Source organism: Pantoea sp. X-Soil-ISGK-259, from assembly GCF_059730705.1.
On the sequence record NZ_AP035986.1, the window covers coordinates 103766 to 117008 of the forward strand.

The window sequence follows — 13243 nt, forward strand, 5'->3', positions numbered from 1 at the left end:
CACCGAGATGGCGTTATTAAATGTAGACAAACTATCGGTGCATTTCGGCGACGATAAAGCACCGTTCCGTGCGGTTGACCGCATCAGTTATCAGGTAGAGCAGGGCCAGGTTGTGGGTATCGTGGGCGAGTCTGGCTCCGGTAAATCAGTCAGTTCGCTGGCGATCATGGGGCTGATCGATTTCCCCGGCAAAGTGATGGCTGAGAAGCTGGAGTTCAACCAGCGCGACCTGCAACACATCTCCGAACGCGAGCGCCGCCAGCTGGTGGGTGCAGAAGTGGCGATGATTTTTCAGGACCCGATGACCAGCCTGAATCCCTGCTACACCGTGGGTTTCCAGATTATGGAAGCGATCAAGGTGCATCAGGGCGGCAATAAACGCACGCGGCGTCAGCGGGCAATCGACCTGCTGAATCAGGTCGGTATTCCCGATCCTGCGTCACGTCTCGATGTCTATCCGCACCAGCTGTCGGGCGGCATGAGCCAGCGTGTGATGATTGCGATGGCGATCGCATGCCGGCCAAAGCTGCTCATCGCCGATGAGCCGACCACAGCGCTCGACGTGACTATCCAGGCACAGATCATCGAACTGCTTCTGGAGTTACAGCGGCAGGAGAACATGGCGCTGATTCTGATTACGCACGATCTGGCGTTAGTGGCAGAAGCGGCTCACCACATTATCGTGATGTATGCCGGTCAGGTGGTGGAGAGCGGCAAAGCGACCGATATTTTCAAAGCGCCGCGCCATCCCTATACGCAGGCGCTGCTGCGTGCGTTGCCAGAGTTTGCGGCTGATAAAGCGCGTCTGGCCTCGCTGCCGGGCGTCGTGCCGGGTAAATATGATCGCCCGGTTGGCTGTCTGCTGAATCCACGCTGCCCTTATGCGACTGACCTATGTCGTCAGGAAGAACCTGAACTGCGCACTATTCCAGGACGCCAGTCCAAGTGTCACTATCCGCTGGACGATGCCGGGAGACCCACTTATGAGTCATGAAATTAAGAAAGATCAGTTTCTGTTACAGGCGATTGATCTGAAGAAGCACTACCCGGTGAAGAAGGGACTGTTTGGTCAGGAGCGTCTGGTCAAGGCACTTGATGGCGTCTCTTTTGATCTGGAACGCGGTAAAACGCTGGCAGTGGTTGGCGAGTCAGGCTGTGGTAAATCCACGCTGGGCCGACTGCTGACCATGATTGAAACCCCGACCGAAGGGCAGCTCTACTGGCACGGTCAGGATCTGCTGAAACACGATCCTCAGGCGCAGAAGCTGCGTCGTCAGAAAATCCAGATCGTGTTCCAGAACCCGTATGGCTCACTCAATCCGCGTAAAAAAGTGAGCCAGATTCTGGAAGAGCCATTGGTCATCAATACCACGCTTACCAAAGCGGAACGTCGCGAGAAGACGCTGGAGATGATGGCGAAAGTCGGCCTGAAAACTGAACATTATGACCGCTATCCACACATGTTCTCCGGTGGACAGCGCCAGCGTATCGCGATTGCGCGCGGGCTGATGCTCGATCCGGACGTGCTGATTGCTGATGAGCCGGTTTCGGCGCTCGACGTGTCGGTGCGTGCTCAGGTGCTGAACCTGATGATGGATCTGCAGCAGGATATGGGCCTCTCATACGTCTTTATCTCGCACGATTTATCCGTGGTAGAACACATAGCCGATGAGGTAATGGTGATGTACCTCGGCCGTTGCGTAGAAAAGGGCAGTAAAGAGGCGATTTTCGCTAATCCGCGCCATCCTTATACCCAGGCTTTACTGTCAGCGACACCGCGTCTTAATCCTGACGACCGTCGTGAGCGTATTAAGCTGACCGGCGAGCTGCCAAGCCCGCTGAATCCGCCACCAGGCTGTGCCTTTAATGCACGCTGCCATCGGCGTTTCAGCACCTGTGTACAGCTGCAGCCAAAGTTGAAAAACTATGGCGGGCAGGAAATTGCCTGCTTCGCGGTTGATCAGGATGAGAATCAGCCGGTTGGGGTGGCAGAAAACGTCAGCTGAGCAATCACCTTGCCTCCAGCCGAAGGCTCCTTTCTGGAGCCTTTTTTTATCTCAATTCAGTGGCAAGCCGTGCCGCTGGCGGTTCCGCACTCATATTCTGATTATTTACCTCCTTTTTTCTTTACCACTTTTAACCTGTTTTTTTCTGGTGATATTTTCAGCGGAAAAAGATAAATGCCATCAATCCCTCATGGCAGCGAGCGGCTTTTTGCTGCACCTGAAATGGCCTTGTCGCTGTTAAATACGCTGTGTGGTATGAGTCCTTCTGGCTGGGCCATTCGTTGCCACAGCGGCTATTTCCGAAAAATTCTAAAAAATATCCAGACAATTTAACTTAAATTTAATTTATTAATTATCTGGGGTTATACGCTGAGAATGGCCTTTAGTCGGCAGGGTTTAATCTTTATGATTAAACTATTTTATTGAATTTGCTCTTTTTGTAATCAGGTTTTTCTGACTGACATTCAAGGGATGTGTTATATTCCAGGAAAATTCCCCCCTTGTGGCAGGCCACGGTCAATGAAGAATAATTACGATGATTTGCAGCGTTTTAAAGAGAAAACGCAAACGCTCGACATCGACTTTAAAGATATGTCTGGCCAGACGCAGGAAGCGGCGGAACACAGTAAATGGGCATTGATTCGTCAGCTGGCGAAAGAAGAACAGCAGACGCCATTGGGCAGCGGTCAGCGTATCGACCTGCCTCAACCTCAGCCGCTGCGCGGTGATGAGTTCACTGCTCCTCTGCCTGACGCTCCTGCACGACCTGCGACCCTGAATGTGCAACCGGCAATGGCTGCCCGCACGTCGATTCTCGATAGCCTGTCAGGCAGCAGCCTGACAGCAACCAGTGCCGCTGAACGCGGTCCTTCGTCGCTTTTTCCGCTACCGCCGCCACCACGACCACAAGTGGCTGAGCCTGTTGCTGCCCTTCGTGCAGAGCCCGTCCTGCGCGCCCCGGTGGCGGATCGACAGCCTGTCATCTCGCCCTCCGCCCCCCATTCTGAACCCGAACGGTTTGGCGCGCTGTTCCGCTCGCGCGATGTGACTCTGCCGAAAGAAACCTTACTCAAACCGTTACTGGAGAAGATTGCGTTATGCCGTTAGTTTGTGTGTGCTCGCCGAAGGGAGGCGTGGGAAAAACGACGCTGGCGGCGAATCTGGCCTGGAGTCTGGCACGTTCCGGTAGCAAAGTTCTGGCGATTGATTTTGATGTGCAGAATGCATTGCGTCTGCACTTTGGCGTGCCGCTTCATGATGGTCGTGGATTTGTAGCGCGCTCAGAAGAGCAGGCGGACTGGAGCCAGTCAATTCTCACCACCGGCGGCAATATTTTTGTCCTGCCTTATGGCGACGTCACCGAGCCCCAACGTGAACGGTTCGAAGAGAACCTGATGAAAGATCCCCACTTTATTAAACGCGGTCTGGATACGGTGCTCAATTATCCCGGCCTGGTAATTGTGGCTGATTTTCCGCCTGGTCCCGGTCCTGCCCTTAAAGCAATGACGGCGCTGGCCGATATGCATTTAGTGGTGATGTTAGCGGATACCGCGTCAGTGTCGTTATTACCGCAGATTGAAGAGAACCGGATGACCGGTAAACCGCTCAATAATAAGCAGGGTCACTATTTTATCCTGAACCAGTGCGACAACCGCCGGAATATTAATCGCGATGTCACCGCATTTATGCAGCAGCGTCTGGGCGATAACTTACTGGGCGTGGTTCACCGTGATGAAAGCGTGGGTGAAGCCAATGCTTCCCAGCAGTCTGTTTATGATTTCAGCCCGGCTTCGGCAGCGGCATTTGATATTGAACTGATCGCGAAGCGTGTCAGCAGCATTCTGAATATCACCGTGGGTAATGGCGAAGTTCAGGCTCCCATCCGCACAAACCACTATTAGCCGACTTCTGCAGGCGACTATCTAACACAGCTCTTCTCAGGGTGAATCATGAGTAAAATCGGGTTTTACCTGCTGCTGCTGGTGCTTGCACCCGTTGCCGCGGTGATCATCATTACGCCAATGGACAGCCAGAAACAGTATATTTTTGGTCTGATCAGCATTGGCATGATGTTTTTATTGGGTTTCAGCAAGAGCCGCAAAATAACTGTGGTGATGGTGATTCTCTCTGCCTTGATGTCCAGCCGCTATATCTGGTGGCGCACTACTGAGACGCTGCACTTTAATTCCGAAGTTGAGGCTATTTTAGGGATTGGCTTATATCTGGCGGAGCTTTACGTCTGGCTGATCTTAATTCTCGGCTTCCTGCAAACCACGTGGCCCTTAAAACGCACGATTGAACCTTTGCCAGACGATACCAGTCTGTGGCCGACGGTTGATATTTATGTGCCTTCCTATAATGAAAGTCTGGATGTGGTGCGCGACACTGTACTGGCCGCGCAATGTATCGACTACCCGCGTGACAAACTTAAAGTTTATCTGCTGGATGATGGTAAGCGCAGCGAATTTGCCCGTTTTGCGGCAGATGTCGGGGTAGGGTACATCACCCGAGACGACAACAAACATGCTAAAGCGGGTAACCTCAACCATGCGATGAAGATCACCAAAGGTGAGCTGATTTGCATCTTTGACTGCGACCACGTGGCGACCCGTACCTTTCTGCAGGCAACGGTGGGGCCGTTCCTGAAAGATTCGAAGCTGGCGCTGCTGCAGACACCACACTATTTCTATTCTCCCGATCCCTTTGAGCGTAACCTGCGCGCCGCGCGCAGCATTCCAAACGAAGGCTCACTCTTTTATGGCCCGGTTCAGCAGGGCAACGACAACTGGAATGCCACCTTCTTCTGTGGCTCCTGTGCGGTGATCCGTCGTTCAGCGCTGGAAGAGATTGGCGGCTTTGCTGTTGAAACTGTCACCGAAGATGCGCATACCGCCCTGAAAATGCAGCGGCTGGGCTGGGGCTCCGCCTTTCTGGCCATTCCGCTGGCTGCCGGTCTGGCAACCGAGCGTCTGGGCCTGCATATCATTCAGCGTACCCGCTGGGCGCGCGGCATGACGCAGATTTTCCGCGTTGATAACCCGCTGTTTGGTCGTGGCCTGAAATGGCAGCAGCGTCTTTGCTACCTTAATGCCATGCTGCACTTCCAGTTTGGTCTGCCACGCGTTGCCTTCCTGACTGCGCCGCTGGCCTACCTGCTGTTTAACCTGAATATTATTCATTCCTCGGCGTCGCTGATCTTCGCCTACGTGCTGCCGCACCTGGTCATGTCGCTCTATGTTAACTCCCGCATGAATGGCCGTTTCCGTTACACCTTCTGGGGTGAGATTTATGAAACGGTAATGTGCTTCCATCTGGTGATCCCGACCCTCCTGACCCTGCTTTCGCCAAAGCATGGGAAGTTCAACGTCACCGATAAAGGCGGCGTGCTGGATCAGGGCTTCTTCGATTTCCATATCGTGCGTCCGCACGTGATTGTGGCGCTGCTGCTGGGCATCGGAATTGTGGCGGGTGTGGTGCGTGCCGTGATGCATGACTATTTTGGTGTCGATCCCTACGTTATCGCACTCAACGTTGGCTGGGCGATCTTCAGCCTGATCATTCTGATGGCGGCGATTGCCGTGGCGCGCGAAACCAAACAGGTGCGTAAAACTATCCGCGTAGATGTGCAAATCCCGGCGATTATTCACTACGCCAGCGGCATTTCATCACGCACCCAGACCAGCAACCTTTCGATGGGCGGTGCGCAACTCGACGCGCCAGATGGACGCCATGAAACGGATGAGATTGAAGAGATTGATCTGATGCTGAAATCTGGCGCCATCACCATTCCGGTCAGTAAGATTTCTGGCGATGATGAGAGTATCCGGCTGCGCTTTGAGGCGATGCCGCTGGCGCGTCGCCGCGAACTGGTCCGTGTGGTACTGGCGCGTGCGGATGCCTGGATTCAGCCGGAGTATAAGCAGGACAACCCACTGATTTCGCTGGGCACCATTATCCGTACCGTATTTGAGCTGTTCTGGCTGACCTGGAAGGGCCGCCACGATAAACGTAAAAATGTCGATCCGGTGGCTGCCGCGGCGAAAGAGGATGGCGTGGCATGAAGATCCTGACGCAAACTTTGCTGGCCAGTTCACTGACCGCAGCGTTATGGCTGACGCCCGCTGGCGCGGAAACGCCGGCAGTTGTTGATAACAGCAGCAGTGCCCCGTTAAACAGTCCTGCGCCGACGCCGTATGGTGCCGTTTCTGCTATGCAGCCAGCCGATGCAGCAGCCAGTGCGCCGGTAAACAGTTCAGCGCCGACACCGCCTGATGCCGTTTCTGCTTCGCAGCCAGCTAATGCAGCGGGCAGTGCGCCAGCGACAAATCAGGCGCCGGTCAGTGATGCCGCGCCTGCGGCACCGATGAATAATAGTGCCACGCCGACAGCCGGTTCAGCCCAGGTGACGGCCCCGGTCAGCGGTGGCGAGTCTGCCACGCAGTCAGTGCCATCAGCGGCCCCGGCTACCCAGGCTACAGAATCGGCTTCGGCTTCTGCGCCACAGAGTGCCGCACCGGATGCGACACCAGCAGCCACGACCCCATCCTATGCACCCGCTGGTGATACAACATCAGCATCTCAGGCGTCAGCGACCGGTGAGGCTTCTGCGCCGGCCGCCGCACCCGTGACGAGCACCGGTGCCGTGACCCAGGACAGCAGCGCGCTGTCCGCGGTGCCACTGCCACAGGGACTGAGCAACGCCGATCCGGCGCTGGAAGCGGCTGCCAGTGCGCTGCCCTACGCGCCAGGCCAGGCGACGATGCCGGTTGCAGAACCGCAGCTGCCGATTACCGCAGCCATCAATCAGCCCATCAGCAGCACGATCTCAGTGGCTCAGATGGGCCAGTCACGTGGCATTACGTTGACCGGCGGCCAGTTACAGTCGGGCATCACCTTTACCCTGCCCAGCGATGAAGTCATTACCAATGCACGACTGAATCTGACGCTGCGCGTCTCTGCCGCCCTGGCCGCACGCAATACGTCGCTGCAGTTGATGCTGAATGGTCAGCCACTCGGCACACTGCCGCTGGGAGCCACTGACAGCGACGTCAGTGACTATGAGCTGGATGTTCCCGCGGCGATGGTGGTGTCGAGCAACAACCTGAGTTTTAAAATTAACGATGCGGACAAATTGCTGTGTGAGAAAGAGAGCGCGCAGCAGTACCAGGTCACCATTCTGCCGAAGACCTCGCTGCACCTTGAGGGGCAGCAGCTTAATATCGGTACCAGTCTGCGCAATTTTCCGCGTCCCTTCCTGGATCCTCAGCGGATGACGGCGTCCACTATCACGATGGGCTTTGCCAGTAACCTCTCACCCGATGCGGTCAGCGCGGCGGCACTGGTCGCTTCCTGGCTCGGTATTCAGAGTGATTATCGTGGCATCCGCTTCCCGGTAGTACGCGGCGAACTGCCGGAAAACAACGGTATCCTGTTTGGTCATCCTGGCGATCGGATCGGTACCCTGACGTTCCCGGCCAGTAATGGCCCGATGTTGCAGGTGGTGGATAATCCCAACAACCCGGTTTACAAATTGCTGCTGGTGAGTGGCAACAATGAAGAGCAGTTGCGTCAGGCAGCGAACCGGCTGACGACGCAGCCATTCGCGACCGATGAGAGCCAGCTGCAGGTTCCTGTACAGACCATTGGCAACCGCAAACCTTACGATGCACCACGCTGGATTAACACCGACCGACCGGTACGTCTGAGCGAACTGCTGCGTAAGGATCAGAGTCTGACCAGCAGTGGCATCTGGCATGATGCGCTACGCGTTAACTTCCGCGCTGCACCTGACCTGTTCCTGTGGGATGGAAAAACGGTGCCGGTCAACCTGCACTATCGCTTCCCGTCGGAAAGCTGGATTGATGAGGACAACTCGTTTCTCAACGTCATGCTTAACGGTACGTTCCTGCGCAACCTGACGGTGAATAAAGTCGGGCTGCTGGAAAACGTCTGGCATCGTTTAGGCGGTGACGCGCGTCAGGAGCAGTATCAGCTGAATCTCGAACCCTATCTGATTTATGGCGACAACCAGCTTGCACTCTACTTCAATATTAAACCGCGAGCCGATGCGCCCTGCGGTGTACTCCTGAACAACAACATTAAGAGCCGGATTGAAGAGGACTCATGGATCGATCTGAGCCATACCCGTCACTTCAGCATGCTGCCAAACCTCTCTTACTTTGTGGGTGCCTCGTTCCCGTTCTCGCGTCTGGCCGATTTCGGCCAGACCACGCTCCTGCTGCCGGAAACGCCCAGCAATGCCGAGCTATCGACGTTGCTGGATCTGGCGGCGCGTGCCGGTAACGCTACGGGGGTGGCACTGACGCAGAATCAGGTGCTGTTTGGTCTGCCCAACGGCGGCACCAACATGGCGCGCTTACAACAGAGCGATCTGCTGGCGGTCAGTACGACCGGCAACAGCGCCTTTAATCAGGCGATGCTGGCAGCATCACCGTATGACGCCACGAGCAGCACTTTTGGTGTGAAAGAGCCCGATACGCTGGAAAAATTACGCGGCTGGCTGACGGGCGACTGGAGTCTCCAGCAGCTGGATGCCGACCGTTATTTCTCCTCCAACGAGGCGTGGCGAGGCTTCCTCAGCTACCGATCGCCGTGGAATCGCGATCGGCTGGTGGTGATGACGGTGGCAACCAGCGACGATCAGCTGCTGCGACTGCATAACGATTTGAGTTCGGCGCAGATTAACGCCGGAATTCGGGGCGATACCGCGATTATTACCGATGAAAACGGTATTCGCAGTTTCCGCGTCGGGGCGCAATTCCCCAGCGGCGAAATGCCCTGGTACATGATGGTGGTGTGGTATGCCAACCAGCATTCGGTGCTGCTGGCGCTGGCGGCGATGCTGCTCTCTGCGCTGGTGGGCAGTGCGGCCTGGGTGATGCTGAAGCGTCATGCGTGGCGGCGTCTGAACCCAAAGCAAGATCGTGATTCCGGCAGGAAGTAAGGATAATAATAATGAAAAATAATCTGTTGAGTGCCGGTATTCGTAAGGCGTTGCTGCTGGGCAGCGCGCTGGCTCTGTCACCGCCGCTTCTGGCGGCGGAAAGCACCAATCCGGCGCTGCAGGCGCTGTTCGATCAGGCCTCTTACTGGCATCAGAAAGCGCATGATGATCTGGCGAAAGCCTCGCTGCAAAAGGTGCTGATGGTTGAACCCGGCAATACCCAGGCACTTTATCTGCTGGCACTTTATTCACAGCAGGGCGGCGATAATGCCGCCGCGGCGCAGTATCGCGCCCGGCTTAGTCAGGTCTCTCCCAACGATCCGCACCTCGGCGAACTGGACAGTGCACGCCAGCTGCAGACCATTCCACAGGCGCAGCTTTCGTTGGCGCGTCAGCAAGCGCGCAGCGGCAATATTCCGGCGGCGTTACAGACCTGGCGCAATACCTTTAGCGGCAATGAGCCACCACCCAGCGTCGCGGCAGAATATTATCTCACTATGGCGGGTGACCGGACGCTGCTGCCGCAGGCGGTTGAGGCGCTGCGCCAGTTTGCGGCTCAGCACCCGCAGGATACGGGGGCGAAGCTGGCGCTGGGTAAGGCGCTGACTTATCAGGAACAGACCCGTCGCGAAGGCATTGAGATGCTGAGCGCGCTGGCGAGTGGTAATCAGGATGCCGATCGCTCACTGCGTCAGGCACTGCTATGGCTTGGCCCTCAGCCGTCAGATGCGGCACTCTATCAGACCTGGCAGCAGCGTCACCCGCAGGACTCAGCGGTAATCGACTACTACCGTAAAAATGTCGGTGGCGCAGAAAAAGGGGCCGGATTCAGCGCGCTGAACAGCGGTGACGTTGGTGGAGCGCAGGCCAGTTTTGAAAAAGTGCTGGGCGCCAATCCGCAGGATGCTGATGCGTTAGCGGGTATGGGCTATGTGGCCGAGCGTGCCGGACATTATCAGGAAGCGGCAGATTATCTGCAGCGCGCTGCACAGCTCGGCGGCGATCAGGGTGCTTCACGTCAGCAACAGGCGGACGATGCGCGCTTTTATGCACAACTGGCCAGCGCCCAGCAGGCGCTAAAAAGCGGGGACACTGCGCAGGCGCTGACCTTAAGTGAACCGCTGGTGCAGGCTGACGGTGAGAAAGGGCTGGCCGCCAGGCTGTTCCGCGCCGACGTGCTGCGCCGCACCAATCAACCGCAGCAGGCAGAGCAAATTTACCGCAGCATTCTGCAAAGCGATGCGAATAACCGCAGCGCCAAAGAAGGACTCTTCTACGTTCTGCGTCAGCAGAATCGGAATGCCGAAGCCAGTACGCTGCTGGGCGCGCTGCCGGACAGCGTGCGTCAGAGCGTTACGCCACGGGCCAATGAAGCCGATGCGTTGCGTCAGCAGGCGAAGCGTCAGCTTGCCGCTGGCAACAACGCCGCGGCCATCGCGACGTTGCAGCAGGGCGTTCAGCGCTATCCCTCGGATGGCTGGCTGCGGCTCGATTTAGCGCGGCTTTATCGTCAGCAGGGCGATACGCTGCTGGCGGCCAACGTAATGCAACCGGTGATGCGCAACGGGGCCAGCACCAGCGAGCTGTATGCTGGTGCGCTCAATGCCAGCGAAAGCGGCGGCTGGCAGCAGGCCAGCGCCTTGCTGGCGCGCATTCCCGCTAATGCTAAAACGGAGGCGATGCGTGAACTGGCGCAGCGGGTGAATTTTAATCTGCAGATGAGCACCGCCGATCAATACCTGGCACAGGGCGCGACGGCAGCAGCAGCCAATACCCTGAAAGCGCTCGCGGTCACGCCACCGACCAATCCGGTTGATGCCGGAAACCTGGCGCAGAAGCTGGCGCAGGCGGGCGATCTCACCAGCGCCGTTTCGGTGGTGCAGGCTAACCTGCAGCGCGGCGTGCAGGGCAATGCTGGCGATTATGCTGCACAGATGGCAGTGCTGAATCAGGCGGGTCTCGGCAGTGAGGCGCAGCGCTTCCTCAGTAACCCGGAACTGCAGGCGCGCAGTACGCCGACGCAGCTGGCGGGTATTCGCAACGGCTATCTCATTAACGAAGTGGATCGCCTGCGGCAGCAGCGCCAGTACGCGGTGGCGTATGACAAGCTGATTGGCGCACTACAGCAGGATCCGCAGAACCGTGATCTGATGTTTGCGATGGCCCGTCTTTACCAGGACGGCAAGATGAACCGGGATGCGGGTGTGGTCTATGACTACCTGATGACCCAGGATACACCGACGCAGGATGCGCGCGTCGGGGCCATCAACGTCGCGCTGGCGCAGAACAATCTACAACGCGCTAACGAGCTGAGTCGCGGCCTCAACACCACCACGCAGACGCCGGATCGACTGCTGCTGCTGGCGCGAGTCGCGGAAGCCAATGGCGACCATTCGCAGGCGATGGCATATCTGCGTTCAGCACGCGGGCAGCTGATTGGCCTGCAGGGTGCACAGCCTGGCAGCGTGCCGAGCGTGGGCGGCCTGGCGCTGGCGGATAATCCGTTTATCAACCGTAATACCTCACCAGTGGGACGTTCGCCGTCCAGCTACGGCACTGTGCTGCCGTGGCAGGCGGCACCTGTGGGCATTGCAACGGGCGTCACAGCGCAGGGCGATCTGGCCGCGGGCAGCGAAACCGTCTCTCATCAGTCACAGGTTCTGCACGACGTCGATACCATGATGGATTCGCTTCAGGAGAAAACCGGCACCTGGAGTCAGGGCATGGTGCAGGTGCGGGGGCGTGATGGCGAGTCAGGCCTCAGTAAGCTGACAGAAGCCAAAGCGCCGCTGACCTTCTCAACCGTGCCGTTTGAAACGGCGCGTCTCGACTTTACCGCCACGCCGGTCTCACTCACGGCGGGCAGTGGCGCAGCCGATGCCTGGCGTCGTTTCGGCACCAATGCACTGAGTCAGGGCCGGGTTGTCGCCGCAGGCCGTGCGACGGTGAATGATCTGCCGAACGGCGTTACCGATTCGCAAACCGCCTCTGGCGTGGAGCTGAATCTGGCACTGAAGGGCGACAGTTATAAAGTGGACATTGGCAGCACGCCACTGGGCCAGGATCTCAGTACACTGGTCGGTGGCGTGCAGTGGTCACCGAAACTCACTGACTTCCTGACGCTGATCCTCACCGGTGAGCGTCGTGCGATTACTGATAGCCTGCTCTCCTACGTCGGCGCAGAAGATAAAACCAGCGGCAAACGCTGGGGACGCGTCACGAAGAACGGCGCGAACGCCCTGTTAAGCTATGACAATGGCGATGCAGGCTTCTATGCTGGCGCGGGCGCGTACAGCTACCTTGGCGAGAATGTCGCCAGCAATAACAATCTGCAGGCAACCGCTGGCGCTTATGTCCGTCCGTTCCACAGTGACGATCGCGAGCTGAAAGTAGGCATGAGCCTGTCGTGGATGGATTTCTCGAAAAACCTCAGCTACTTCAGTTACGGTCAGGGCGGCTACTTCAGCCCGCAGAACTACGCGTCGGTCTCATTCCCGATAGAGTTCTCACGTAAATTTGACGATCTCAACGTGAATATTGGCGGTGCGGCTGGTTATCAGACCTACAGTCAGGATAAGAGCGCGTACTTCCCTGCAAATGCCAGCCTGCAATCTGAGCTGGAAGCCCTTGCCGCAAGAGGCAGTGTAAAAGACGCTTACTATTCTGGTGGCAGCAAAAACGGCATCGGCTACAACCTGCACGCCGGGGCGGACTACAAACTCAACAAAGATGTGACGATTGGCGGCCAGCTGGGCTATGACACCTTTGGTGACTACAACGAAAGCAGCGCGCAGCTCTATGTCCGTTATCTGTTTGGAGAGAAGTAATGAGTGAACATTCTGGGGTATCACATCCACATCAGCCGGGCTGGTTTGACCTGGTCAGCGTGATGATTGACGGGATGGTGGCCAACGCGGGTCAGCGGGAGGCGGAGGCCTTTCTCTATAAAATGGGTGAATCACTGGCGACCCGCTATCCTTTGCCAGCGTCACGCACCGTGCAGGATCTGGAGCGCGAGGCCAACTTACAGCTGGCGCGATTTAACTGGGGCTTTGTGCAGCTTCAGCCGGAAGAGACGGCGCTGCTGATGACGTATCACGCCTTACCGGCTGGCGACAATACCCATTCTCCGGCTGACTGGCAGGCAGTATTTGGCGCAGTCATAGCCGGACTGTTTTCAGGCTGGTTACAGGGCCAGGGCGGCAGCAGGATTGTGCCGGTTACACTTGAACTCAATGATGGCAGCACGCTGCACTATCGATATCAATAGGAT

General features: G+C 57.1%; 8 protein-coding genes. All 8 read left to right on the forward strand.

Annotation, left to right across the window (positions count from 1 at the left end; genetic code table 11):
* The first annotated feature begins 7 nt into the window (after nucleotides 1–7).
* The 8 genes from dppD (at nucleotide 8) to bcsD (ending at nucleotide 13240) form a co-directional block, all read left to right on the forward strand.
* A complete protein-coding gene (dppD, locus tag AC6I77_RS00500; RefSeq protein WP_003851998.1) occupies nucleotides 8–994 on the forward strand; it encodes a dipeptide ABC transporter ATP-binding protein in 987 nt (328 codons plus the stop codon).
* A complete protein-coding gene (gene dppF, locus AC6I77_RS00505) occupies nucleotides 984–2006 on the forward strand; it encodes a dipeptide ABC transporter ATP-binding subunit DppF (protein WP_003851997.1) in 1023 nt (340 codons plus the stop codon). The genes dppD and dppF overlap by 11 nt, the downstream gene beginning before the upstream one ends.
* 519 nt (nucleotides 2007–2525) lie before the next feature.
* The gene (gene bcsO / locus AC6I77_RS00510) at nucleotides 2526–3113 is read left to right on the forward strand and encodes a cellulose biosynthesis protein BcsO (RefSeq protein ID WP_039658637.1); all 588 of its coding nucleotides are present in this window, start codon (nucleotides 2526–2528) and stop codon (nucleotides 3111–3113) included.
* Nucleotides 3104–3907 carry a cellulose biosynthesis protein BcsQ gene (gene bcsQ, locus AC6I77_RS00515; RefSeq protein ID WP_039658636.1) on the forward strand — a complete coding sequence of 268 codons (804 nt, stop codon included), beginning with the start codon at nucleotides 3104–3106 and terminating at the stop codon, nucleotides 3905–3907. The genes bcsO and bcsQ overlap by 10 nt, the downstream gene beginning before the upstream one ends.
* Before the next feature lie 48 nt (nucleotides 3908–3955).
* The gene (bcsA, locus tag AC6I77_RS00520) at nucleotides 3956–6067 is read left to right on the forward strand and encodes a UDP-forming cellulose synthase catalytic subunit (RefSeq protein ID WP_497816671.1); all 2112 of its coding nucleotides are present in this window, start codon (nucleotides 3956–3958) and stop codon (nucleotides 6065–6067) included.
* Complete coding sequence (gene bcsB, locus AC6I77_RS00525; protein WP_497816672.1) at nucleotides 6064–8970, forward strand: cellulose biosynthesis cyclic di-GMP-binding regulatory protein BcsB; 2907 nt, start codon at nucleotides 6064–6066, stop codon at nucleotides 8968–8970. Before bcsA ends, bcsB begins: the two co-directional genes overlap by 4 nt.
* 11 nt (nucleotides 8971–8981) lie before the next feature.
* On the forward strand, nucleotides 8982–12797 hold the full coding sequence (locus AC6I77_RS00530) for a cellulose biosynthesis protein BcsC (RefSeq protein ID WP_497816673.1): 3816 nt from the start codon (nucleotides 8982–8984) through the stop codon (nucleotides 12795–12797).
* Nucleotides 12797–13240 (forward strand): cellulose biosynthesis protein BcsD, encoded by a 444-nt coding sequence (gene bcsD / locus AC6I77_RS00535; RefSeq protein WP_039658633.1) that lies wholly within the window; start codon nucleotides 12797–12799, stop codon nucleotides 13238–13240. The genes AC6I77_RS00530 and bcsD overlap by 1 nt, the downstream gene beginning before the upstream one ends.
* Nucleotides 13241–13243: the final 3 nt, after the last annotated feature.

Coding starts and splice junctions, on each gene's coding strand:
- dppF (WP_003851997.1), top strand. CDS start 984: ATGAGTCATGAAATTAAGAAAGATCAGTTTCTGTTACAGGCGATTGAT.
- AC6I77_RS00530 (WP_497816673.1), top strand. CDS start 8,982: ATGAAAAATAATCTGTTGAGTGCCGGTATTCGTAAGGCGTTGCTGCTG.
- bcsD (WP_039658633.1), top strand. CDS start 12,797: ATGAGTGAACATTCTGGGGTATCACATCCACATCAGCCGGGCTGGTTT.
- bcsO (WP_039658637.1), top strand. CDS start 2,526: ATGAAGAATAATTACGATGATTTGCAGCGTTTTAAAGAGAAAACGCAA.
- bcsA (WP_497816671.1), top strand. CDS start 3,956: ATGAGTAAAATCGGGTTTTACCTGCTGCTGCTGGTGCTTGCACCCGTT.
- bcsQ (WP_039658636.1), top strand. CDS start 3,104: ATGCCGTTAGTTTGTGTGTGCTCGCCGAAGGGAGGCGTGGGAAAAACG.
- bcsB (WP_497816672.1), top strand. CDS start 6,064: ATGAAGATCCTGACGCAAACTTTGCTGGCCAGTTCACTGACCGCAGCG.
- dppD (WP_003851998.1), top strand. CDS start 8: ATGGCGTTATTAAATGTAGACAAACTATCGGTGCATTTCGGCGACGAT.